The following is a 24080-nucleotide window of genomic DNA, read 5'->3' as shown; positions in this document are numbered from 1 at the left end:
TCAAGGAGCGACCATGGCAGCCACCGAACAGCAACACGAGCAGGCGCTGAAGAAGTTTCTCGATGAGCGCCCGGAACTGCGTCACGAGCTCGACAACCTCAACCCGTTGCTCGCCCAGGCCAAGGGTGAAACTGCGGCCGAGTACCGCGACGAGCGCTTGCACGAAGCCTTCGAAGCCGAGGCCGAGCGCCTGGGATTGTTTGCCTGGGAGCTGACCCTGCAACTGACCGCACCCACTGCCGAGGACTACCAGACCCAGCGTCTGGAAGTGCACAAGGAAGTGGCCGAGATGGCCGGCATGGACTGGCTGGAGTATTGCGAGTTATATGGGTTGAGTAAGTGACCGTCTCTGTCGCTGCCTGAGGAAGACCTGCGCCAATGCTGCCATCTGCCTCCACTCACCGCGCCAGCCCTGGCCATCTGCATATCCAGAAATGGCGCGGACGCATCGGCATGTCGCTGGTGGCTACACTTTCAGTACTCGCCGGCATGACCGACGCCATTGGCTTCATGGCCAGCGGCGACTTCGTGTCCTTCATGAGCGGTAACACCACTCGTCTCGCCGTGGCCATCAGCGATGGTGACCTCGGCCTGACCGTGCGTTTGTTGATCCTCGTGGCTACGTTTATCGTCGGCAATGCCTTGGGCATTGTCGTCAGCCGACTTGGCGGACGTCGGGCGCTGCCTTTGCTTCTGTGTATCGCCACCCTGCTCTGCGGTGCTGCCGCGTGGCCCTATGACGAGCAACTGCCGGCGCTGCTGGCAGCGATCATCTCCATGGGCATGCTCAATGCTGCGGTGGAAGAAGTGAACGGACTGCCGGTCGGCCTGACCTACGTCACCGGCGCCCTGTCGCGCTTCGGCCGTGGCCTGGGACGCTGGATGCTCGGCGAGCGGCGCAATGGCTGGCGGGTGCAGTTGATTCCCTGGAGCGGCATGTTTGCCGGCGCGATCCTCGGCGCGGTGCTGGAACACCACCTCGGGCTCAAGTCCCTGTTTGTCAGCGGCCTGCTGGCCGGGGCGGTGGGGTTGCTGTCGCTGAAGATTCCCCGGCGCTGGCAGTTGGGTTACATGCCGCGCTGAACACCGGTTGCCCCCGATCCCTGTAGGAGCTGCCGAACGCGGCCCGAGCCTTCGGCAGCTCCTACAGGGTGTTGTGTTGATCACTAAACCGTGGCTAGACGCAGATCGAATGTGGGAGCGAGCTTGCTCGCGATGGCAGCACCTCGGTCCACGGCTAATCGCCCTTCGCCGCCCCGCCGATAAAGCTTTATCATGGCCGCAGTTTTGCTGATCGAGTCCGTCATGAAGTTCGCCATCGCGCTGTTTTCCGCCGCCCATGCGCCCTCCTCGCGCCGTGCCTTGCTGTTCGCCCAGGCCGCGCTGGCCGGCGGGCATGAGATTGTCCGGCTGTTTTTCTATCAGGACGGCGTCTACAACGCGTCCGGCAGCGTCGTCACGCCCCAGGACGAGCAGGACTTGCCCAAGCAATGGCGCGCCTTTGTTGCCGAGCATCAACTGGACGGCGTCGTCTGCATCGCCGCTGCCCTGCGGCGTGGGGTGTTGAACGAAGAGGAAGCCAAGCGCTATCAGCGCGAAGCAGTGGCAGTCGGTGCGCCGTGGGAATTGTCCGGCCTCGGCCAACTGCATGACGCAGTACAAGACGCCGACCGACTGATCTGTTTTGGAGGCGCGTGACATGCCTAAATCCTTGCTGATGATCAGCCGCCAGGCGCCGTGGTCCGGGCCGAACGCGCGGGAAGCGCTGGACATCGTGCTGGCCGGCGGCGCGTTCGACTTGCCGATCGGCCTGCTGTTTCTCGATGACGGGGTTTTCCAACTCGCGTCGAAACAGGACGCCAAGGTCCTGCAGCAAAAAGACCTGAGCGCCAACCTGCAAGCGTTGCCGATGTTTGGTGTCGAAGAGCTGTTTGTTTGCGCCGACAGTGCCGCCGAGCGCGGCCTCGACCCGACAGCATTGTCGCTGGAAGAAGTCCAGGCACTGACCGCCAAAGAAATCACCGCCCTTATTGACCGTTACGACCAGGTGATCACCCTCTGATGTCGACTCTGCATGTGTTGTCTCATTCCCCGTTTGGCGACGATCGCCTGACCAGTTGCCTGCGTGTAATCGGCGCTGACGACGCGCTGCTGCTGTCTGGCGACGCGGCTTATGCCTTGCAGCCAGGTACCGCGCCGTTCAACGCATTGAGCATTCGTGGCCTGAAACTGTTCGTACTGGTTGAAGACGCCCAGGCTCGCGCGCTCCCAGTGCCCGATTGGGCCCAAGCCATCGACTACCCGTCCTTCGTCGAACTGTCGATTCACTACGACAAGGTCAACAGTTGGCTATGAACTCCCTGACCGTCGGCGCCCGCGCCATCGAGCTGGACAAGGATGGTTTCCTGGTCGATCTGAGCGACTGGAGCCTGGATGTAGCCAGCGCCCTAGCGGCCGCCGAAGACCTCGAGCTGAGCCCCGAGCATGTGGAAATCCTCGAATTGCTGCGCAGTTTCTACGCTGAATTCCAGCTGTCCCCGGCCACACGCCCGCTGATCAAATACACCGCGTTGAAACTCGGCCCGGAAAAAGGCAACAGCCTGCACCTGAACCGACTGTTCAAAGGCACCCCTGCCAAACTCGCCGCAAAACTGGCGGGCCTGCCCAAACCGACGAATTGCTTATGACCGACTACCCAGCACTGACCCTCGAAACGCCCGCCGAGCATCCGTTCGCTCAGTTCGTGCGGATCCTCGGCAAAGGCAAACGCGGCGCCCGCGACCTGACTCGTGAGGAAGCCCGGCAGGCCATGGGCTTCGTTCTGGACGACAAGGTCGAAGACACCCAGCTCGGCGCGTTTTTGATGCTGTTGCGACACAAAGAAGAAAGCGCCGAGGAGATGGCGGGGTTTACCGAAGCCCTTCGTGAACGCTTGAAGGCTCCGGCTTTAAATGTCGATCTGGACTGGCCGACCTACGCCGGCAAGAAGCGTCATCTGCCGTGGTATCTGCTGGCGGCCAAGTGCCTGGCGCAGAACGGCGTGCGGATTTTTATGCACGGCGGCGGCGCGCACACGGCAGGTCGGCTGTACAGCGAGCAACTGCTGGAAGAACTGAAAATCCCCTTGTGCCGCAACTGGCAGCAGGTCGGCGAAGCGCTGGATAACGGCGGCCTGGCATTCATGCCGTTGGTGGATTGGGCGCCACAACTTCAGCGCATGATCGACCTGCGCAACACCCTGGGCCTGCGCTCACCCATCCACTCCCTCACGCGGATTCTCAATCCGTTGAGTGCGCGCTGTGGCCTGCAAAGCATTTTCCACCCCGGCTACCAAGCCGTGCATCGCGATGCCAGCGGCTTGCTCGGTGATACGGCAATTGTGGTCAAGGGCGACGGCGGCGAAATAGAGATCAACCCGGACGCCGACAGTCACTTGTACGGCACCACCGGCGGCGAAAGCTGGGATGAGGAATGGCCGCAACTGTCGGCACAGCGCCACGTCAAACCGGCGACGCTCGATCCTGAACACATGAAGGCCGTGTGGCGTGGCGATGTGGTCGACAGCTATCCGCAAATGGCGCTGATTTCGACCATGGCCCTGGCCTTGCGCGGCCTCGGCCAGACCCGCGAGCAAGCCTTCGAAACCGCCCAGCAATACTGGGACGCCCGGGACAAATCGATTTAACCGATCATAACTGCCCAACCTTTGCGCTTTTTGTTCGAACTCATGGGCATAGACTCCTCTCCAACGCTTATTGGTTAAGGAGTCTTGAACATGGGTTTGTTAGTTGAAGGCCACTGGCAAGACCAGTGGTATGAAAGCAGCAAGGACGGCGCGTTCCAACGTGAACAAGCGCAGCGCCGCAACTGGCTGACCGCCGACGGCAAGCCAGGCCCGTCCGGTGTCGGTGGCTTTGCGGCCGAAGCCGGTCGCTATCACCTTTATGTGTCCCTGGCTTGCCCGTGGGCCCATCGCACGCTGATCCTGCGCAAACTCAAAGGCCTCGACAACCTGATCGATGTGTCGGTGGTCAGTTGGCTGATGCTGGAAAACGGCTGGACCTTCGACCAGAACCTCGGCTCCACCGGCGACAAACTCGATCACTTCAATTTCATGCACCAACGCTACACCGCCGATACCGCCAACTACACCGGCCGCGTCACCGTGCCGGTGCTCTGGGACAAACAGCAGAAACGCATCGTCAACAATGAATCGGCGGAAATCATCCGCATGTTCAACAGCGCCTTCGATGACCTGACCGGCAATGACCTGGATTTCTATCCGGCGCCGCTGCGGGGCGAGATCGATGCGTTAAATGAACGGATTTATCCGGCGGTGAACAACGGCGTGTACCGCGCCGGGTTTGCCACATCGCAGACCGCTTATGAAGAAGCGTTCGATGATGTGTTTGCCGAGCTGGATCGGCTGGAGCTGCTGTTAGACAAGAACCGCTACCTGGTCGGTGAATACCTGACGGAAGCGGACATTCGGTTGTTCACCACGCTGATCCGCTTCGATGCGGTGTATTACGGGCACTTCAAGTGCAACCTGCGACGGATTGTCGATTATCCGAACCTGTCGAACTGGTTGCGGGAAATGTATCAGTGGCCAGGGATTGCCGAGACGGTGGATTTTGAGCACATCAAGCATCACTACTACGGCAGCCACAAGACCATTAACCCGACGGGGATTGTGCCGAAAGGGCCGGCGCAGGACTTTACCGCGGCGCATGATCGGGCGCGGTTGAGTGGGAAAGGGGTTTGGCAGAAGCGTTAAGATCAAAAGATCGCAGCCTTCGGCAGCTCCTACATGGGATTGCGTAACCCTGTAGGAGCTGCCGAAGGCTGCGATCTTTTTCCAACAGGCGACGCAGAAATCAGACTTGCGCCTGAGCCCCCTCGAACCACGCCAGTTTCTCGCGCAATTGCACCACTTCCCCAACAATCACCAATGTCGGCGCATGCACTTCATGCTCCGCCACCAGTCGTGGCAAATCAGCCAACGTACCGGTAAACACCCGCTGATTGACCGTGGTGCCCTGCTGAATCAACGCCGCCGGGGTATCCGCCCCGCGACCATGCTTGATCAACTGCTCGCAGATGATCGGCAAGCCCACCAGCCCCATGTAAAACACCAGGGTTTGCGCCGGGGCGACCAGGTCGGCCCACGGCAAATCGGTGGAACCATCCTTCAGGTGGCCGGTGACGAACCGCACCGACTGCGCGTAATCACGGTGAGTCAGCGGAATCCCGGCATACGCCGCGCAACCGCTAGCCGCCGTAATGCCCGGCACGACCTGGAACGGAATGCCATGGGCCGCCAGTTCTTCGATCTCTTCACCGCCACGACCGAAGATGAACGGATCACCCCCCTTGAGCCGCACCACGCGCTTGCCAGCCTTGGCCAGATCCACCAATTGCTGGTTGATCTGATCCTGCGGCACAGCGTGATCGGCGCGACGCTTGCCGACGTAAACCCGCTCAGCATCGCGACGACACAAATCCAGAATTGCCGGCGCGACCAGCCGGTCGTAGAGCACCACATCGGCTTGCTGCATCAGCCGCAACGCACGGAAGGTCAGTAGGTCCGGATCGCCCGGCCCGGCGCCGACCAAATACACTTCACCGGTTTTTTTCGGCGGCTCGCCAGCGATTTTCGCCAGCAGCAAGCGCTCGGCTTCAGCGCCCTGCCCGGCCAGTTGCCGATCGGCAATCGGGCCCTGGAAAACATCCTCCCAGAACGACCGACGCTGCTGCACATCCGGAAGCAGGTTTTTGACCTGAGTACGAAAGCGCGCCGCCAGGCCGGCCAGTTGACCGTAGGTGGAAGGAATCCAGGTTTCGATTTTGGCCCGGATCAGCCGCGCCAGCACCGGCGCATCGCCGCCGCTGGAGATGGCAACGATCAGCGGGGAACGGTCGACAATCGCCGGGAAAATCACGCTGCACAGGGCGGGCGCATCCACTACGTTGACCGGCACGCAACGCCGATGAGCGTCGGCGGAGACTTGCGCATTCAGCGGCTCGTCGTCGGTGGCGGCAATGATCAGCCCGCAACCGTCCAGGTCCGCCTCGACGTAGCCACGCACCAGGCACTCGCCACCGCTACCGACAACCAGCTCGCGCAATTGCGGTTCGATTTCAGGTGCGACCACCCGCAGCAGCGCACCGGCTTCGGCCAGCAGGCGGGATTTGCGCAAGGCAATCTCCCCGCCGCCGACGACCAACACACGACTGCCGCGCAGATTATGAAACAGCGGCAGATAGTCCATTTAGCCGATGACCTCAAGGCCACCCATGTACGGCTTCAGTACGGCCGGCACACGGATCGAACCGTCGGCCTGCTGGTAGTTTTCCAGCACGGCGACCAAAGTACGACCGACCGCCAGGCCGGAACCGTTCAGGGTGTGAACCAGTTCAGGCTTGCCGGTTTCCGGGTTACGGAAGCGCGCTTGCATACGACGGGCCTGGAAATCGCCGCAGTTGGAGCACGACGAAATTTCACGGTACTTGTCCTGGCTCGGAATCCACACTTCCAGGTCGTAAGTCTTGACCGCGCTGAAGCCCATGTCGCCAGTGCACAGCGCCAGAGTGCGATACGGCAGTTCCAGCAATTGCAGGACTTTCTCCGCGTTGGCGGTCAGGCCTTCCAGCGCCTCCATCGAGGTCGATGGCTCAACGATCTGGACCATTTCGACCTTGTCGAACTGGTGCTGGCGGATCATGCCGCGAGTGTCACGACCCGACGCGCCGGCTTCGCTGCGAAAGCACGGCGTGTGGGCAACGAACTTGATCGGCAGCAGTTTCGAATCGAGGATTTCGCCAGCGACGATGTTGGTCAGCGACACTTCAGCCGTCGGGATCAGGTACAGATCGGCTTCGCCTTCGCGAGTGATCTTGAACAGGTCTTCTTCGAACTTCGGCAACTGGCCGGTGCCTTGCAAGGCCGGCGCTTGAACCAGGTAAGGCGTGTAGGCCTCTTCGTAACCGTGTTCGGTGGTGTGCAGGTTGATCATGAACTGCGCGAGGGCGCGGTGCAGGCGAGCGATCGGGCCGCGCAACAGGGCGAAACGCGCGCCGGACAGCTTGGCGGCAGTTTCGAAGTCCAGCCAGCCGAACTTCTCGCCCAGGGCCACGTGGTCCTGAACCGGGAAATCGAACGCGGTCGGGGTGCCCCAGCGGCGCACTTCGACGTTGCCGTCTTCGTCAGCGCCGATCGGCACGGATTCGTGCGGCAGGTTCGGGATGCCGAGCAGGATCGAATCCAGGTCGGTCTGGATCTGGTCCAGTTCAACCTTGCCGGCGCTCAACTCGCTGGCCATGCGCTCGACGTCAGCCATCAACGGCGCGATGTCTTCACCGCGTTGTTTGGCCTGACCGATGGATTTGGAGCGCGCATTACGTTCAGCCTGCAGTGCTTCAGTGCGGGTCTGGACGGTCTTGCGCTGTTCTTCCAGCGCTTCGATGCGCGCAACATCCAGCACAAAGCCACGGGATGCCAGGCGGTCCGCTACGTCCTGAAGGTTGCTACGTAACAGTTTGGAATCGAGCATGTCGGTCTCTCGTTATCAAAGTTTGGTCAGGGACAGGCCGGCCCAGGTGGCGAGCAGCCCGCCGAATACGCTGATGGCCAGATAACCGAAGGCTATCGGTGCCTGCCCGCTTTCCAGCAAGCGCAACGTATCCAGAGAAAAGGATGAAAAAGTCGTCAGACCGCCCACAAAACCGACGATCAGGCCGGCGCGGATTTCGATTGGTACTTCCGGGCGCGTCAGAAACAGCCCATACAGCAAACCGATAATCAGGCAGCCCACCAGATTGACGGCCAGGGTCGCCGCATAAAAATGCCGCGGCCAATTGGCGCTGACCCAAGTGCTGGTTGCGAAACGCAGTAATGTACCAGCGATACCGGCCACGGACACCGCAAGAATCGTTCGAATCACTATTTTCTCCGCTGCCGGGGGCTGAGTCGGTCAAGTTGGGCGAGGTGGTTAAGCTTTTCGCCGATTTTCAGTTCCAGGCCTCGCGGCACCGGTTGATAGAACGGTTGCGGGTCGAGCTCTTCCGGGAAGTAGTCTTCACCAGCGGCGTAGGCGTCCGGCTCATCATGGGCATAACGGTATTCATCGCCGTAACCCAATTGCTTCATCAGCTTGGTCGGTGCGTTGCGCAGGTGCAGCGGCACTTCAAGGGAACCGTGTTCGGCGGCGCTGCGCAGCGCGGCTTTGAACCCCATGTACACCGCGTTGCTTTTCGGCGCGCAAGCCAGATAGGTGATGGCCTGGGCCACCGCCAACTCGCCTTCCGGGCTGCCGAGCCGTTCCTGCACTTCCCACGCCGCCAGACACAGGCTCAGGGCGCGAGGGTCGGCGTTGCCGATGTCTTCGCTGGCCATGCGCACCACGCGCCGGGCCAGGTACAACGGATCGCAACCGCCGTCGATCATGCGGGCAAACCAGTACAGCGCGCCGTCGGGGTTGGAGCCACGTACGGATTTATGCAGCGCGGAAATCTGGTCGTAGAAGGCTTCGCCGCCCTTGTCGAAACGCCGACGGGTATCGCCGAGCAGACTTTGCAGCAGATCGACGCCGATCTCGCTGTTGTCTTCGGCCAGGTCCGAGGCATTTTCCAGCAGGTTGAGCAGGCGTCGGCCATCGCCATCAGCAGCGGACAGCAACATCTGAAAGCCTTCATCGCTGAGGGTCAGTTGCCGCTTGCCCAGGCCACGTTCTTCAGTGAGTGCACGGTGCACCAGTTTGCGCAGCGCGGCCTCGTCGAGGCTTTTGAGCACGTAAACACGAGCCCGGGAGAGCAAGGCGTTGTTGAGTTCGAAGGACGGGTTTTCGGTGGTCGCACCGATGAAAATCAGCGTGCCGTCTTCCACATACGGCAGAAAGGCGTCCTGCTGGGATTTGTTGAAACGGTGTACTTCATCGACAAACAGGATCGTGCGCTTGCCGTACTGCCCGGCCTGCTGCTTGGCGATTTCCACCGCCTGACGGATTTCCTTCACACCGGCAAGCACCGCCGAAACCGTTTCGAAGTGCGCATCCGAGACTTCCGCCAGCAACCGCGCCAGGGTGGTTTTACCTACCCCCGGCGGGCCCCAAAAGATCATCGAATGCAGGGCACCCTGCTCCAGGGCTTCGCGCAAAGGCTTGCCGCGAGCGAGCAGGTGTTCCTGACCGACGTACTCATCCAGATTGGCCGCACGCAAACGGGCGGCCAAGGGCTGAGCAATCGGGGCACTGCGAAACAGGTCCATCACGTAAGGTTCAAACCTCGCTTTATGACATTGCTCTCAAGTCTGGCGAAAATCCTGTGACAAGAGCGACTTACCTGTGGCGAGGGGGCTTGCCCCCGCTCGACTGCGAAGCAGTCGTAAAACCATCGCATGCGGTGTTTTTTGAAAAACCGCGGATGCAGGTTTTAGGGCCGCTTCGCAACCCAACGGGGGCAAGCCCCCTCGCCACACAAGCCCGCTCCCACAGGTCCTGTTGTTTATTCCTGGATCACGTCCGCCCCTTTAGGGATGTCGAACTTGAACTTGGACGCCGGGATCGGCTCGTTGGCCTTCACGCCGGTGAACAGGATATTGGTTCGCTGGCCGACGCTGTCGATCAGTTGCATGTCATTGACCAGGCCATTGCGGAACGACAGGCGCAGGCTGTCGAACAGGGTGTCCTTGGTTTTCGGCTTCAGGGTGAAGTCGATCACGCCGCCGGCTTCCTTGGCACTGATATCGAAGCTCTGGCTGATCTTGGACACGTCACCGGACAACAGCAGCGCCGGGGTCTGGGTCAGGCGCAGGTCGAGGTTCTTGATGGTGACCTGTTCCAGGTCCGGGTCCCACAGGGTGACCTTCTTGCCGTCGGAAACCATGGTTTGTTCAGCCGGCGCATTGGTGTGCCAGTAGAACAGGCCCGGACGCTGCAGCGACATGTCACCGGCGGTTTCCTGCAACTGGGTGCCGCTGCCATCGAGGGTCAACTGGGAGAAGTGTGCGGTCAGGGTCTTGGATGTTTCGAGCAATTGGGTCAGACGCGCCACGTCCTTGTCATCGGCGTGGGCCGAGAGTGTGGTCAAAGCCAGAACCGGCAGCAACAGCATGCGGATAAGACGCATGGGAGTCCTCTTGATATTCGTGGGAGTTGCGGAGGCGCGTCATTGCGCCACCCTTTTCAATTCAAATCAGTCGCGCACCGGGCCAGGGGCCAGGACTTCGCGCGAACCGTTGGTGTTCATGGACGTCACGACCCCGGCCATTTCCATGGCCTCGATCATGCGCGCGGCGCGGTTGTAGCCGATTTTCAGCTTGCGCTGAACCGCCGAAATCGACGCCCGACGACTTTCCAGCACGAACTGCACGGCTTCGTCGTAGAGCGCATCGGATTCACTGTCATCATCGCCACCGCTGCCGCCTTCAAAACCACTACCGGGCTCTTCGACACCGGCCAGGATCTCGTCGTTGTATTCCGGTGCCCCGCGCAGTTTCCAGGCCTCGACCACCCGGTGAACCTCCTCATCGGAGACGAACGCGCCATGGACACGGATAGGCAGGCTGGTGCCTGGCGGCATGTAGAGCATGTCACCGTGGCCCAGCAGTTGCTCGGCACCGCCCTGGTCGATGATGGTCCGGGAATCGATCTTGCTCGATACCTGGAACGCCATACGGGTCGGAATGTTGGCCTTGATCAGACCGGTGATCACGTCAACCGACGGACGCTGGGTCGCAAGGATCAAGTGGATCCCGGCCGCACGGGCCTTCTGGGCGATACGGGCGATCAGTTCTTCAACCTTTTTGCCGACGATCATCATCATGTCGGCGAATTCGTCCACCACCACGACGATGGTCGGCAACTTGTGCAGCAGCGGCGCTTCGTCGTGGATGCTTTCACGCTTGTACAGCGGGTCGGCCAGCGGCGTGCCAGCTTCCTCGGCATCCTTGACCTTCTGGTTGAAGCCCGACAGGTTACGCACACCCATCTTCGCCATCAGTTTGTAGCGACGCTCCATCTCCGCCACGCTCCAGCGCAGGGCGTTGGCCGCGTCCTTCATGTCGGTGACCACGGGGCAGAGCAAGTGCGGAATGCCTTCGTAGATCGACAGCTCAAGCATTTTCGGGTCAATCATGATCAGCTTGGCGTCTTCCGGGCCGGACTTGAACAGGATCGACAGGATCATCGCGTTCACACCCACCGACTTACCGGAACCGGTGGTACCGGCCACCAGCAAGTGAGGCATTTTCGCCAGGTCAGTGATGACCGGCTTGCCGCCAATGTCGTGGCCGAGGGCCAGGGTCACCGGGGATTTGAAGTTGTCGTATTCGGGCGACGACAGCACTTCGGAGAAGCGCACGATCTGCCGGTCTTCGTTAGGAATCTCGATACCGACCGTGGTCTTGCCCGGAATCACTTCAACCACCCGCACACTGGTTACAGCCAGCGAACGCGCCAGGTCTTTGGCCAGGTTGGAAATGCGGCTGACCTTGACGCCGGCTGCCGGCTGGATTTCGTAACGGGTAATCACCGGGCCTGGGTGAATCGAATCCACGGTGACTTCGACGCCGAACTCCTTGAGCTTGATTTCCAGCAAGTGGCCAACCGCAGCCAGGGATTCAGGCGAGTAATTGAGTTGTTTCTTTTCCGCCGGATCGAGAATCGAGATCGGCGGCAAGGTGCCTTCCACGGCGCTGTCGACGAACAACGGCGCCTGTTTCTCTTTCTGTACGCGCTTGCTTGGCTCGGGCGCCTTGATCGGAGCCGGGGCGATGACCGGCGGCACCTGTTTCTCGCGTTCGGACATGTGCTTGCTCAGCGCCTGCTCGCGTTCGATCAGGCGTTCCTTGACCTTGGCCTGCTCGCGCTTGTCGGTGACGGTCGGCGCCACCACGTCGTGGACGCGGTCATCGACTTCACGCAACTGGGCGACCAGTTGCTTGCGTTCGGTACGCGCAGACCACCAGCGATTAGCCGCGCCTTGGAACAGTTCAAACAAGTCGAGTGTAATTTTGCCCGTGACGTCCATCACCTTGAACCACGACAGGTCGGTGAACACCGTCAGGCCGAACAGGAACAGCGCGATGAACAGCAGCGTGCTGCCCTGGATGTTCAGGGCATTTTTGGCCAGGTCGCCAAGGCTTTCGCCCAACGCGCCGCCAGCGCCAGCCGGCAAGCCGGTCGCTGCATGGAAATGGATGTGGGCCAGGGCCGCGCCCGACAGCACCAGGAAGACCAAACCGATCAGGCGCCAGGAGAACAGCCAACCGCTCCACTGCCACGGTTCGTGACGTTGACGGAAGATCTGGTAGATCTTGACCGCCAGTAACAGCGGGAAGATGTAGGCGAAGTAACCGAGCACCATGAACAGGATATCGGCACTGTAGGAGCCAACCGGCCCGCCGAAGTTCTGCACATCGTCGATCTTGCTGTTGTGGCTCCAGCCCGGATCGTCCTTGCCATAGGTCAACAAGGCCATCATCAGGAACAGGCACAAGGCACCGATGGCGATCAGCGCACCTTCCTTGAGTCGGTAGTGCAAATGCTGGCGCCAGAGCGGAACGACGGCTGGTTTAGGTGCTGCGGTGGATTTCTTCAAAACGCTTCTATTCCTGCGCCAATGGCGCGTCCATCTGTTGAATGACTATAAAAACTGCCCAATCCAGGCAGGTAAAAAAGTTAACAGGCGCAACTGGGACTACTTTTAACACTGCACCCCGGTGTTTCAAAACAGGGCATGCACAGCTTTTTTGATACAAGCGCTGTTACAAGCCGGCATTGTACGGGTTTGTTCGCCCGATGCCATGCTTCAGACCCTTGGGTGTAGCATAGCCAAAAGCACATGACACACGGTTCAATTTGAGCATGCATTCTCTTTTGTGACAAAGGCTTATGAGGTGTTTTTATGAGCGAAGCCAAGCATTCACGCCTGATCATTCTGGGTTCTGGCCCTGCCGGTTACAGCGCCGCCGTTTATGCCGCCCGCGCCAACCTCAAACCCGTCGTCATTACCGGCATACAGGCCGGTGGCCAACTCACCACCACCGTCGAAGTCGACAACTGGCCTGGCGACGTCGAAGGCCTCACTGGCCCGGTGCTGATGGAACGCATGCAAAAACACGCCGAGCGCTTTGACACAGAGATCGTTTACGACCACATCCACACCGCCAAGTTGCAACAGCGCCCTTTTGAACTCATCGGCGACAGCGGCACCTACACCTGCGACGCGTTGATTATCGCCACCGGCGCCTCGGCCCAGTACCTGGGGCTGCCGTCGGAAGAAGCCTTTGCCGGCAAGGGCGTTTCCGCCTGTGCGACGTGCGACGGTTTCTTCTACCGCAATCAGGTAGTCGCCGTGGTCGGCGGCGGCAACACGGCGGTTGAGGAGGCGTTATACCTGTCGAACATCGCCAAGGAAGTCCACCTGGTGCACCGTCGTGACAAGCTGCGCTCGGAGAAGATCCTTCAGGACAAGCTGTTCGAAAAAGCCGCCAACGGCAATATCCGCCTGCACTGGAATCAGAATCTTGATGAAGTGTTGGGCGATGCCAGCGGCGTAACTGGCGCCCGCCTGCGTGACAGCAACACTGGCGAAACCCGCGAACTGCCGTTGACCGGCGTGTTCATTGCCATCGGCCACAAGCCCAACACCGACCTGTTCCAGGGCCAACTGAAAATGCGTGACGGCTACCTGCTGATCAAGGGTGGCAACGAAGGCGATGCCACCGCCACCGACATCGAAGGTGTGTTCGCCGCCGGCGATGTGGCCGATCATGTTTACCGCCAGGCTGTGACGTCTGCCGGGGCTGGCTGCATGGCCGCGCTGGACGCCGAGAAATACCTCGACGATATTCCTACCGTTTGATGCACGACTTCACGGCGGACCGAAACGTCCGCCCCTGCCCTCCCCTTCTGCAAGCCCGGATGCCATGCTGACTTGGTTACAACGCAACACCCTGACTTTTCCGCCCCTGGAAAAAGCCATGCGCGATCCCAATGGGCTGCTGGCGGCGGGCGGTGATCTGTCCGCTGATCGGCTGATCCAGGCCTATCGCCACGGCTGCTTCCCTTGGTTTTCCGAAGGCCAACCGATTCTCTGGTGGTCGCCCGATCCACGCACCGTGCTGTTTCCCGACGAACTGCACGTTTCCCGCAGCCTGAACAAGTTGCTGCGCCAACAATGCTATCAAGTGACCTTCGATCAGGATTTTGCCGCGGTCATCCGCGCCTGCGCCGCGCCGCGCGATTACGCCGACGGCACCTGGATCACGAAAGCCATGCAGAACGCCTACCTGGAGCTGCACAAGCGCGGCTACGCCCATTCGGTGGAAGTCTGGGACCAGGGTGAACTGGTCGGCGGCTTGTACGGCCTGGCCATGGGTCAGCTGTTTTTTGGCGAGTCGATGTTCAGTCGCGCCGACAACGCCTCCAAATATGGCTTTGCCACATTGGTGCAACATCTGAAAGACTCAGGTTTTGTGCTGATCGATTGCCAGATGCCTACCGACCATTTGCACAGCCTCGGCGCCCGAGCGATACCCCGCAGCGAGTTTGCCGGCTATCTGGCTCGACATCTGGATCAACCTAATCACGCCACCTGGGTTTGCTGAGCGACTTTTGCGCGCGTGGCTTACACTTATTCAAAAGCTTATCCCCGAGGTTGATCATGACCGAGTTGGCGCGTTTGAAGTTCTATGCCACTCAGCCCCACTCTTGCAGTTATCTGCCCGAGGAGCAGGCCACAACCCTGTTTCTCGATCCTAGCCAGCCCATGGATGTGCATGTCTACGCAGACCTGTCGGAAATGGGTTTTCGTCGCAGTGGCGATCATCTCTATCGGCCTCATTGCCAGAATTGCAATGCGTGCGTGCCTGCACGCATCCCTGTGGCTCAATTTGCGCCCAACCGTCAGCAAAAACGCATTTTCAAGCGCAACGCAGACTTGCAGGTGCGCCCGGCCAGGCCCGGGTTCAGCGAAGAGTATTTCGACCTCTATCAACGCTATATCGAACAGCGTCACGCCGACGGCGATATGTACCCGCCGAGCCGCGATCAGTTTTCGACCTTCCTGGTGCGTGACCTGCCGTTTTCGCGGTTCTACGAATTTCGTCTCGACGGCCGGTTGGTGGCCGTGGCGGTTACCGACTTGCTGCCCAATGGCCTGTCGGCGGTCTACACCTTCTACGAGCCCGCCGAGGACCATCGCAGCCTCGGACGTTACGCAATCCTCTGGCAGATCGCAGAAGCCCAGCGTCTGGGACTGGAAGCGGTCTACCTCGGCTACTGGATCAAGAACTGCAAAAAGATGAACTACAAGACCCAGTATCGCCCCATCGAATTGCTGATAAATCAGCGCTGGGTCATCCTGAACTAAGGCAATCTGTAAACCGCTTGGCGTAAACCCCATTTTTCGGGCACAATGCACGCCGCTTTTGCCTGGCGCAGTTGCACCGGGCCATTCATTGGATACCGAGGGCTTTACTGCATGTCGAAAGAAGACAGCTTCGAAATGGAAGGCACTGTCGTCGACACCCTGCCCAACACCATGTTTCGTGTGGAGTTGGAAAATGGGCACGTCGTAACCGCGCATATTTCCGGCAAGATGCGCAAGAACTACATTCGTATTCTTACCGGTGACAAAGTGCGCGTCGAGCTGACGCCCTATGACTTGAGCAAAGGGCGCATTACTTACCGCGCTCGCTAATCAAGTCAATACAAAACGCCCGGTTTATGCCGGGCGTTTTTGTGTGTGCGCTGTTTTAGTGGGCTCTCTAGGGTTGGGTGTATATCCGTTGCTGCGGTAACGGCTTCTTAGGGTTTCGCTCTTACAGCGACTCACTTTTCCAAACGCCGAAAAGTAAGCAAAAGGCTTCGCCCCGGCGTACGGCATCTCGCTCCGCTCGATGTACCCTCGCTACGGTATCCATCAGGGGGCATCGCCTACGGTCTGCTTCGCTACGACCACCTCTCGATGTGTTCGGCTTCGCCGAACGGCGCTGCGCGCCTAACCCCCTGATGAACACCTACGCTCGGCCTGCCGAAGGGGCGAGAGATCAAAAGCAGGATCAAGATCCAGATCAAAAGCCAAAACCAAAGCCAAAGCCAAAGCCAAAGCCAAAGCCAAAGCCAAAGCCAAAGCCAAAGCCAAAGCCAAAGCCAAAGCCAAAGCCAAAGCCAAAGCCAAAGCCAAAGCCAAAGCCAAAGCCAAAGCCAAAGCCAAAGCCAAAGCCAAAGCCAAAGCCAAAGCCAAAGCCAAAGCCAAAGCCAAAGCCAAAGCCAAAGCCAAAGCCAAAGCCAGCTCACACAATTGGACTGAGTACATCCGGTAAATATTGGTCGGCTGCCAGGCCGCCTTCGCGGGCAAGCCTCGCTCCTACAAAATCAAAAGCAGAATCAAAAACAGACCAGCGTACACCTCTCGCTCTTCACCACTCAACAGGCCGAGCGTTAGCTCGCCTGCAGCTTTTGATCTTGCTCTGCCCGCCCCTTCGGGAGGCTGAGTGGAGGTGTTCAGCTGGGGGTGGGCGCGTAGCGCCGTGCGGCGAAGCCGCACACATCGAGAGGAGGTCGTCGCGAAGCAGACCGTAGGCGATGCCCCCAGATGAATACCGGAACGAAGGAACGCCGAGCCTAAGCGAGGGGCCGGACGCCGGGGCGAGCCTTTTTGGGTACTTTTTTGGCGTTTGAAAAAAGTGCCTCGCCGTAAGGGCGAAACCCTAAGCAGCCGTTACCGCAGCAACGGATATACACCCAAAAACACCCAACCCACAAAACACAAAAAAGGCGCCCGAAGGCGCCTTTAGCTTTGCTTTACAACCAACCAACCATCAAGCCATTTCAGCCGTGGTCTCGAACTCGAAGGTCAACTCGCCGTCCTTAAGGTCGATGTGAACCACACCACCATGGTCAGCCAATTCACCAAAGAGAATCTCCTCAGCCAGCGGACGCTTGATCTTGTCCTGGATCAAACGCGCCATTGGTCGAGCACCCATTGCCGAGTCGTAGCCACCCGCTGCCAGCCAACTGCGTGCAGCGTCGGTCACTTCCAGCTGCACGCGCTTGTCTTCCAGCTGCGCCTGAAGTTCGGTAAGGAACTTGTCCACCACGCTTTTGATGACCTCATGACTGAGGCGACCAAACTGGATAATGGTGTCCAGACGGTTGCGGAACTCTGGCGTAAAGCTCTTCTTGATCACTTCCATCGCATCGGACGAGTGGTCCTGATGGGTGAAACCGATCGAAGCGCGGGCTGCGGTTTCGGCGCCGGCGTTGGTCGTCATGATGACAATCACGTTACGGAAATCCGCCTTGCGCCCGTTGTTATCAGTCAGCGTACCGTGATCCATGACCTGCAACAGCAGGTTGAAGACTTCCGGATGCGCCTTCTCGATTTCATCGAGCAGCAATACGCAGTGCGGTTGCTTGGTGATGGCTTCGGTCAGCAGGCCGCCCTGGTCGAACCCGACATAGCCCGGAGGTGCACCGATCAGACGCGATACGGTGTGGCGCTCCATGTACTCGGACATGTCGAAGCGAACCAGCTCGATGCCCAGCGCCTTGGCCAACTGACGCGCCGCTTCGGTTTTACCGACACCGGTAGGCCCGGCGAACAGGAACGAACCAACTGGCTTGTCAGGCGACTTGAGGCCGGCACGGGACAGTTTGATCGCAGTCGACAACGAGTCGATCGCGGCATCCTGACCAAACACCGTCAGCTTCAGGTCACGCTCAAGGTTACGCAGCAGCTCTCTGTCGGAACTGTTGACGTGCTTAGGCGGAATCCGCGCGATTTTCGCGACAATGTCCTCGACCTGAGGCACTTCGATGCGTTTCACGCGTTTCTCGATTGGCTGCAGGCGCTGGTAGGCACCCGCCTCGTCGATAACGTCGATAGCTTTGTCCGGCATGTGCCGGTCATTGATGTAGCGCGAGGCCAGCTCAGCCGCTGCACGCAGGGCTTCATCGCTGTACTCGATGCCGTGGTGCGTTTCGAAACGCCCTTTCAGGCCGCGCAGGATGCTGATGGTGTCTTCTACCGAAGGCTCCGACACATCGACCTTCTGGAAGCGTCGTGCCAAGGCACGGTCCTTCTCGAAGATCCCGCGGAATTCCTGGAACGTGGTCGAACCGATGCAGCGGATATCGCCGGACGACAGCAACGGCTTGAGCAGGTTCGAGGCATCCATGACGCCACCGGACGCGGCACCCGCACCAATGATGGTATGGATTTCGTCGATGAACAGGATCGCCTGCGGACGTTTTTTCAGCTCATTGAGCAACGCCTTGAAGCGTTTCTCGAAATCACCGCGGTATTTGGTCCCGGCCAGCAAGGCCCCCAAGTCAAGGGAGTAAACCACGCTGTTGGCCAGCAGGTCCGGCACCTGATTGTCGACAATGCGCTTGGCCAGGCCTTCGGCAATCGCGGTTTTACCCACGCCAGCCTCGCCCACCAGCAGCGGATTGTTTTTGCGACGACGCGCCAGGATCTGCGCGACACGCTCGACTTCGAGCTCACGGCCTACCAGCGGATCGATTCGACCCTGGCGCGCGAGTTCGTTGAGGTTGCTGGCATAAGCATCCAGGGGATTGCCTGAAGAAGAAGACTCACCGCCCTCGTCGTCCTGCATATCTTGCTCACCTTCAGAGTGATCGCCGTGCCCCGGCACTTTGGAAATGCCATGGGCGATGTAGTTGACGACATCAATGCGGGCAACGCTCTGCTGTTTCAGCAGGAACACCGCCTGACTTTCTTGCTCACTGAAGATTGCGACCAGCACGTTGGCGCCAGTCACTTCGCGTTTGCCCGAGCTCTGTACGTGAAAGACAGCACGCTGCAGAACACGCTGGAAGCCCAGGGTTGGTTGGGTCTCGCGATCCTCGTCATGAACGGGGATCAACGGCGTGGTGGAGTCGATGAACTCCTGCAGGTCATGCTTGAGTTTGTCGAGGTTTGCGCCGCATGCACGCAAAACGGTGGCGGCAGCCTCATTGTCCAATAGGGCCAGCAAGAGGTGTTCGACGGTCATGAATTCATGACGCTTCGAACGAGCCTCCTTGAAGGCTAGATTGAGGGTGACTTCGAGCTCGCGGTTTAACATAGCTTCACCTCATACCCAAGTGGTCGGCGATTAACCGTCCTTCTCGATTTCACAGAGTAGCGGATGCTGGCTTTCCCTGGCGTACTGGTTGACCTGCATGGCCTTCGTCTCGGCGATGTCGCGGGTAAACACTCCACATACTGCCCGCCCTTCTGTGTGGACGGCCAGCATGACCTTGGTCGCCAGCTCGCGATTCAGGTTAAAAAACACCTCGAGCACTTCGACGACGAAATCCATCGGTGTGTAGTCATCATTAAACAAAACCACCTTGTACATCGGCGGCGCCTGTAAAGCAGGCTTGGCCTCCTGAACAGCAATGCCTGCGGAATCGTCGTCGTGCTCCTCCGGGAGATCTTTCTGGAGAGTCGGGCGATCCTGATTGAATGTTAGTCGAATCTGGCTGATTGCATGCATGGAAAGAAAGGTTCGTCAGTTGTGCAAATACAGTGGTGGGGGCGGCTATCAACGATTTCAACTCCGACTGCCCAGTCACCTTGACTATCGGGAAAACGGTGTTACAACCAATAGAGCCCACAGTGGGTAAAAAAGGTCCGCGGAGTCAATCTTATTTATGAGATTCGACTGCGGATGTACTGGATGATACTCCAGTGATGGAGTCTGTTGCAGAGGGATATGAGCATGGCAGTCGGTAAGGTGAAGTGGTTCAACAATGCCAAGGGGTTCGGTTTCATTAATACCGACGCCAGAGAAGGACGCGATGAGGACGGCAAAGAGATCGACTTCTTTGCCCACTATTCGGCCATCGACATGGAGGGCTACAAAACCCTCAAGGCCGGACAATCCGTAAACTTCGAGATCATCCAGGGACCCAAAGGCCTGCACGCGGTGAAGATCACGGCTGCCACTACTGCGAACGAACACACCGCACCTTCCATCCACAAAGAATCGGTGTCGAGCTGACGCAACCCGTCATCCAGTCATGAAAAAACCGCCCGAAGGCGGTTTTTTTTGGTGCAAATTTCTTACATGTGCGAAATCAGCGCATCGCCGAAGCCGGAAGAAGACACCAGTTTGGCGCCTTCCATCAGACGCTCGAAATCATAGGTCACGGTCTTGGCGGAAATCGCGCCGTTGGTGCCTTTGATGATCAGATCAGCCGCTTCGGTCCAGCCCATATGACGCAGCATCATCTCGGCGGACAGGATCAGCGAGCCCGGGTTGACCTGGTCTTTGCCGGCATATTTCGGCGCAGTACCGTGGGTCGCTTCGAACATGGCGATAGTGTCGGACAGGTTGGCACCCGGCGCGATACCGATACCGCCTACTTCAGCCGCCAGGGCGTCGGAGAGGTAGTCGCCGTTCAGGTTCAGGGTCGCGATCACATCGTACTCAGCCGGGCGCAGCAGGATCTGCTGGAGCATGGCGTCGGCGATGGCATCCTTGACGATGACGTTCTTGCCGGTTTTCGGGTTCTTGAACTGCATCCACGGACCGCCGTCGAGCAGGGTCGCGCCGAACTCTTCAGCCGCCACTTCGTAGGCCCACTCCTTGAAGGCACCTTCGGTGAACTTCATGATGTTGCCTTTGTGCACGATGGTCAGCGAATCGCGGTCGTTGTCGACCACATATTGCAGAGCCTTGCGCGCCAGACGCTTGGTGCCTTGCAGCGAAACCGGCTTGATACCGATACCGCAGTTTTCGTCGAAGCGGATCTTGGTGACGCCCATTTCATCTTTCAGGAACTTGATGACTTTGGTCGCTTCCGGCGAACCGGCCTTCCACTCGATGCCGGCGTAGATGTCTTCCGAGTTCTCACGGAAGATCGTCATGTCGACGTCGCCTGGCTTCTTGACCGGGCTCGGCACGCCTTCGAACCAGCGTACCGGACGCAGGCAGACGTAAAGGTCGAGTTGTTGGCGCAGGGCCACGTTCAGCGAACGGATGCCGCCACCGACCGGGGTGGTCAGAGGGCCCTTGATGGAAACCACGTAATCCTTGACTGCGTCCAGGGTTTCCTGAGGCAGCCAGGTGTCCTGATCGTAAACCTGAGTCGCTTTTTCCCCGGCGTAGACTTCCATCCAGGAAATTTTGCGCTCGCCGCCGTAAGCCTTCTTAACAGCAGCATCGACAACCTTGATCATGACCGGGCTGATATCAACGCCGATGCCATCACCTTCAATGAAGGGGATGATCGGGTTGTTAGGAACATTGAGAGAATGGTCTGCATTGACGGTGATTTTGTCGCCGACTGCTGGAACCTGAATCTTCTTGTATCCCATGCTGAACTCCATTGTTTGGATTGAACATCTGGCTTCGTTCGAGCGTACCCCAGTTAAATCAGCGCGCAAACCCTATGTTCCACCCATCTGCCGCAAAGCTGTGCAGTTCGTGATCTACAAGCCTGAAAGCAAAGGGAAAAGCGCCAAACTCAAGCACGGTGCAAGACTCTACGCCGCCCGCCGCCCTGCGACCTTTAGACCAATGGACGAGAATCGTTGCATATGAACCATCGGCAGATTGCCAGCTACCTATGTATAATGCCGCCGCTGACCGAAGGGTCACAAAGGCCAAGCTCTCTATTACGAGACTTTCAGCCAGATTGAAGCCGGGTTGTTACCGCAGCCCACCCGCTTGACGCTCGACTGATGCACCCAACATCACCGCGAAGAAACCTCGACATTCGGCTCATGGATGACTTTGAACGAACGCGCTTACACGGCGCCCCTCGAGTTTCGGCGCACGCTTTAGCAAAGAAGAGAGAGTTAATCCGAATATGCCCACCCGCTCGAAGATCATCTATACCTTCACCGACGAAGCCCCAGCCCTCGCCACCTATTCACTGTTGCCTATCGTAGAGGGCTTCACCGCCTCCGCTGATATTGCCGTGGAAACCCGCGACATCTCTCTTGCAGGGCGCATCCTGGCCAGCTTCCCCGAGCAATTGGGTGACAAAGCCGTAGCCGACCACCTCGCCGAACTGGGCGACCTGGCCGTTACGCCTGAAGCCAACATCATCAAGCTGCCGAACATCAGCGCCTCGGTTCCGCAACTGCAAGCCGCGATCAAAGAGCTGCAAGCCCAGGGCTTCGCACTGCCGGACTATCCGGAAACCGTGAGCAGCGACGCAGACAAAGAAGCCAAGTCGCGTTACGACAAGATCAAGGGCAGCGCCGTAAACCCGGTTCTGCGCGAAGGCAACTCTGATCGTCGTGCCCCGCTGTCGGTCAAGAACTACGCTCGCAAGCACCCGCACAAAATGGGCGCTTGGGCTGCGGACTCCAAGTCCCACGTCGCGCACATGAGCACCGGCGATTTCTACGGCAGCGAAAAAGCTGCCCTGATCGACGCCGCTGACGCCGTTAAAATCGAACTGATCGCTCAAGACGGCACCACCACCGTCCTGAAAGAAAAGACCACCGTGCAAGCCGGTGAGATCCTCGATTGCGCGGTACTGAGCAAAAACGCCCTGCGCAGCTTCATTGCAGCCGAGATCGAAGACGCCAAGCAAAAAGGCGTGCTGCTGTCGGTTCACTTGAAAGCCACCATGATGAAGGTCTCCGACCCGATCATGTTCGGCCAGATCGTTGCCGAGTTCTATAAAGACGCACTGGCCAAACACGCTGACGTGCTGGCGCAGATCGGCTTTAACCTGAACAACGGCATCGGCGACCTGTACGCTCGCATCAAGGCCCTGCCGGCCGAGCAGCAAGCGCAGATCGAAGCGGACATCCAGGCGGTCTACGCCGTTCGTCCGTCGTTGGCCATGGTCAATTCCGACAAAGGCATCACCAACCTGCACGTGCCGAGCGACGTTATCGTCGACGCCTCGATGCCGGCAATGATCCGTGACTCCGGCAAAATGTGGGGCACTGACGGTCAACTGCACGACACCAAGGCCGTGATCCCGGATCGCTGCTACGCCACCATCTACCAGGCGGTCATCGAAGACTGCAAGGTAAACGGCGCCTTCGATCCAACCACCATGGGCAGCGTGCCAAACGTTGGCCTGATGGCGAAAAAAGCTGAAGAGTACGGCTCGCACGACAAGACTTTCCAGATCAAGAGCAACGGCGTGGTTCGGGTTTCCGACAGCGCTGGTCGCACCCTGCTGGAACAGTCGGTTGAAGCCGGGGACATCTTCCGCATGTGCCAGACCAAAGACGCGCCGATCCAGGATTGGGTCAAACTGGCCGTCAACCGTGCTCGTGCAAGCGCCACTCCAGCGATTTTCTGGCTGGACCCAATGCGCGCCCACGACGGCGTTGTGATCGAAAAAGTTCAGGCTTACCTGAAGGATCACGACACTTCGGGCCTGGACATCCGCATCATGTCGCCAGTCGACGCGATGGCGTTCACCCTGGGCCGCACTCGCGAAGGCAAGGACACCATCTCGGTGACCGGCAACGTATTGCGCGACTACCTGACCGACCTGTTCCCGATCATGGAACTGGGCACCAGCGCCAAGATGCTGTCGATCGTCCCGCTGATGAATGGCGGCGGCCTGTTTGAAACCGGCGCTGGCGGTTCGGCACCGAAGCACGTTCAGCAGCTGCTGGAAGAAAACTTCCTGCGCTGGGATTCCCTGGGCGAGTTCCTGGCCCTGGCCGCTTCCCTTGAGCATTTGGGTGTGACGTACAACAACCCTAAAGCTTTGGTTTTGGCCAAGACCCTGGACCAGGCCACTGGCCAGTTCCTGGACAACAACAAGTCGCCATCGCGCAAAGTCGGCAACATCGACAACCGCGGCAGCCACTTCTACCTGGCGCTGTACTGGGCACAAGCCCTGGCCGCCCAGTCCGAAGACACTGCATTGCAAGCGCAGTTTGGCCAACTGGCCAAGACCCTGGCCGAGAACGAAGCGACCATCGTCGCCGAGCTCAATGCCGTTCAGGGCAAGCCAGTGGACATCGGCGGTTACTACCACGCCAATGCCGAGCTGATCAGCAAGGCCATGCGCCCAAGCAACACCTTCAACGCCGCGATCGCTGCGTTGGTTTAAGGTTGTAAGGATGCAAAGAAGCCC

The 24080-nt window shown here is 59.1% G+C and carries 24 protein-coding genes; 14 read left to right on the top strand and 10 right to left on the bottom strand.

Annotated elements, in window-relative coordinates:
- Positions 1 to 13: 13 nt before the first annotated feature.
- The 8 genes from AC1MEW_RS15295 to AC1MEW_RS15260 all read left to right on the top strand — a co-directional run bounded on the left by AC1MEW_RS15295 (position 14) and on the right by AC1MEW_RS15260 (position 4777).
- Positions 14 to 343 (top strand): DUF6388 family protein, encoded by a 330-nt coding sequence (locus AC1MEW_RS15295; RefSeq protein ID WP_201257219.1) that lies wholly within the window; start codon positions 14 to 16, stop codon positions 341 to 343.
- A 35-nt stretch (positions 344 to 378) separates the two neighbouring features.
- A complete protein-coding gene (locus tag AC1MEW_RS15290) occupies positions 379 to 1083 on the top strand; it encodes a YoaK family protein (RefSeq protein WP_322268994.1) in 705 nt (234 codons plus the stop codon).
- Positions 1084 to 1305: 222 nt separating this feature from the next.
- Complete coding sequence (tusD, locus tag AC1MEW_RS15285) at positions 1306 to 1698, top strand: sulfurtransferase complex subunit TusD (protein ID WP_201205314.1); 393 nt, start codon at positions 1306 to 1308, stop codon at positions 1696 to 1698.
- Position 1699: 1 nt separating this feature from the next.
- Positions 1700 to 2062 (top strand): sulfurtransferase complex subunit TusC, encoded by a 363-nt coding sequence (tusC, locus tag AC1MEW_RS15280; RefSeq protein WP_201204556.1) that lies wholly within the window; start codon positions 1700 to 1702, stop codon positions 2060 to 2062.
- A complete protein-coding gene (tusB, locus tag AC1MEW_RS15275; RefSeq protein ID WP_201204557.1) occupies positions 2062 to 2355 on the top strand; it encodes a sulfurtransferase complex subunit TusB in 294 nt (97 codons plus the stop codon). Before tusC ends, tusB begins: the two co-directional genes overlap by 1 nt.
- On the top strand, positions 2352 to 2687 hold the full coding sequence (locus AC1MEW_RS15270; protein WP_201204558.1) for a TusE/DsrC/DsvC family sulfur relay protein: 336 nt from the start codon (positions 2352 to 2354) through the stop codon (positions 2685 to 2687). The genes tusB and AC1MEW_RS15270 overlap by 4 nt, the downstream gene beginning before the upstream one ends.
- The gene (locus AC1MEW_RS15265; protein ID WP_201204559.1) at positions 2684 to 3685 is read left to right on the top strand and encodes a glycosyl transferase family protein; all 1002 of its coding nucleotides are present in this window, start codon (positions 2684 to 2686) and stop codon (positions 3683 to 3685) included. Before AC1MEW_RS15270 ends, AC1MEW_RS15265 begins: the two co-directional genes overlap by 4 nt.
- A gap of 90 nt (positions 3686 to 3775) precedes the next feature.
- Positions 3776 to 4777 carry a glutathione S-transferase family protein gene (locus AC1MEW_RS15260; RefSeq protein WP_480426801.1) on the top strand — a complete coding sequence of 334 codons (1002 nt, stop codon included), beginning with the start codon at positions 3776 to 3778 and terminating at the stop codon, positions 4775 to 4777.
- 100 nt (positions 4778 to 4877) lie between these two features.
- On the opposite strand, the gene cysG is transcribed toward AC1MEW_RS15260, so the two are convergent.
- The 6 genes from cysG to ftsK form a co-directional block, all read right to left on the bottom strand.
- Positions 4878 to 6272, bottom strand: a complete 1395-nt coding sequence (cysG, locus tag AC1MEW_RS15255; protein ID WP_323570513.1) for a siroheme synthase CysG — start codon at positions 6270 to 6272, stop codon at positions 4878 to 4880.
- Complete coding sequence (serS, locus tag AC1MEW_RS15250) at positions 6273 to 7553, bottom strand: serine--tRNA ligase (protein ID WP_201204564.1); 1281 nt, start codon at positions 7551 to 7553, stop codon at positions 6273 to 6275. It abuts the gene before it with no gap.
- Between the two features lie 15 nt (positions 7554 to 7568).
- The gene (crcB, locus tag AC1MEW_RS15245; RefSeq protein ID WP_201197133.1) at positions 7569 to 7943 is read right to left on the bottom strand and encodes a fluoride efflux transporter CrcB; all 375 of its coding nucleotides are present in this window, start codon (positions 7941 to 7943) and stop codon (positions 7569 to 7571) included.
- On the bottom strand, positions 7943 to 9265 hold the full coding sequence (locus AC1MEW_RS15240; protein ID WP_201204565.1) for a replication-associated recombination protein A: 1323 nt from the start codon (positions 9263 to 9265) through the stop codon (positions 7943 to 7945). The genes crcB and AC1MEW_RS15240 overlap by 1 nt, the downstream gene beginning before the upstream one ends.
- A gap of 236 nt (positions 9266 to 9501) precedes the next feature.
- Positions 9502 to 10125, bottom strand: coding sequence for an outer membrane lipoprotein periplasmic chaperone LolA (lolA, locus tag AC1MEW_RS15235; protein ID WP_201204566.1), 624 nt, complete (start codon positions 10123 to 10125; stop codon positions 9502 to 9504).
- Between the two features lie 66 nt (positions 10126 to 10191).
- Positions 10192 to 12597: a DNA translocase FtsK gene (ftsK, locus tag AC1MEW_RS15230; protein WP_201204567.1), complete on the bottom strand. Its 2406-nt coding sequence runs from the start codon at positions 12595 to 12597 to the stop codon at positions 10192 to 10194.
- Between the two features lie 306 nt (positions 12598 to 12903).
- Here ftsK and trxB point away from each other — a divergent pair, with 306 nt between their 5' ends.
- From trxB to infA, 4 genes are all read left to right on the top strand, one after another.
- Complete coding sequence (gene trxB, locus AC1MEW_RS15225; RefSeq protein ID WP_480426797.1) at positions 12904 to 13863, top strand: thioredoxin-disulfide reductase; 960 nt, start codon at positions 12904 to 12906, stop codon at positions 13861 to 13863.
- A 64-nt stretch (positions 13864 to 13927) separates the two neighbouring features.
- Positions 13928 to 14608 (top strand): leucyl/phenylalanyl-tRNA--protein transferase, encoded by a 681-nt coding sequence (aat, locus tag AC1MEW_RS15220; RefSeq protein WP_201204569.1) that lies wholly within the window; start codon positions 13928 to 13930, stop codon positions 14606 to 14608.
- A gap of 56 nt (positions 14609 to 14664) precedes the next feature.
- Entirely contained in the window at positions 14665 to 15372 is a 708-nt protein-coding gene (locus AC1MEW_RS15215; RefSeq protein WP_201197128.1) for an arginyltransferase, read from the top strand.
- A gap of 111 nt (positions 15373 to 15483) precedes the next feature.
- On the top strand, positions 15484 to 15702 hold the full coding sequence (gene infA / locus AC1MEW_RS15210; protein ID WP_002553999.1) for a translation initiation factor IF-1: 219 nt from the start codon (positions 15484 to 15486) through the stop codon (positions 15700 to 15702).
- A gap of 300 nt (positions 15703 to 16002) precedes the next feature.
- Here the strand turns inward: infA and AC1MEW_RS15205 are convergent, their stop codons facing one another.
- The 3 genes from AC1MEW_RS15205 to clpS form a co-directional block, all read right to left on the bottom strand.
- Positions 16003 to 16362 (bottom strand): hypothetical protein, encoded by a 360-nt coding sequence (locus tag AC1MEW_RS15205; RefSeq protein ID WP_480426794.1) that lies wholly within the window; start codon positions 16360 to 16362, stop codon positions 16003 to 16005.
- A 463-nt stretch (positions 16363 to 16825) separates the two neighbouring features.
- On the bottom strand, positions 16826 to 19096 hold the full coding sequence (clpA, locus tag AC1MEW_RS15200; RefSeq protein WP_201197127.1) for an ATP-dependent Clp protease ATP-binding subunit ClpA: 2271 nt from the start codon (positions 19094 to 19096) through the stop codon (positions 16826 to 16828).
- Between the two features lie 30 nt (positions 19097 to 19126).
- A complete protein-coding gene (gene clpS / locus AC1MEW_RS15195) occupies positions 19127 to 19510 on the bottom strand; it encodes an ATP-dependent Clp protease adapter ClpS (RefSeq protein ID WP_054053655.1) in 384 nt (127 codons plus the stop codon).
- A gap of 225 nt (positions 19511 to 19735) precedes the next feature.
- Here clpS and AC1MEW_RS15190 point away from each other — a divergent pair, with 225 nt between their 5' ends.
- Positions 19736 to 20017: a cold shock domain-containing protein gene (locus AC1MEW_RS15190; protein ID WP_201204572.1), complete on the top strand. Its 282-nt coding sequence runs from the start codon at positions 19736 to 19738 to the stop codon at positions 20015 to 20017.
- A 62-nt stretch (positions 20018 to 20079) separates the two neighbouring features.
- On the opposite strand, the gene icd is transcribed toward AC1MEW_RS15190, so the two are convergent.
- Complete coding sequence (gene icd / locus AC1MEW_RS15185) at positions 20080 to 21336, bottom strand: NADP-dependent isocitrate dehydrogenase (protein WP_017339594.1); 1257 nt, start codon at positions 21334 to 21336, stop codon at positions 20080 to 20082.
- Between the two features lie 494 nt (positions 21337 to 21830).
- Here icd and AC1MEW_RS15180 point away from each other — a divergent pair, with 494 nt between their 5' ends.
- The gene (locus AC1MEW_RS15180; protein ID WP_480426790.1) at positions 21831 to 24056 is read left to right on the top strand and encodes an NADP-dependent isocitrate dehydrogenase; all 2226 of its coding nucleotides are present in this window, start codon (positions 21831 to 21833) and stop codon (positions 24054 to 24056) included.
- The last annotated feature ends 24 nt before the right edge of the window (positions 24057 to 24080 follow it).

It is taken from the genome of Pseudomonas sp. ASL4 (assembly GCF_056680395.1).
Note: the sequence above shows the minus strand (reverse complement) of the source record. Positions and strands in the feature narration are given on the sequence as shown.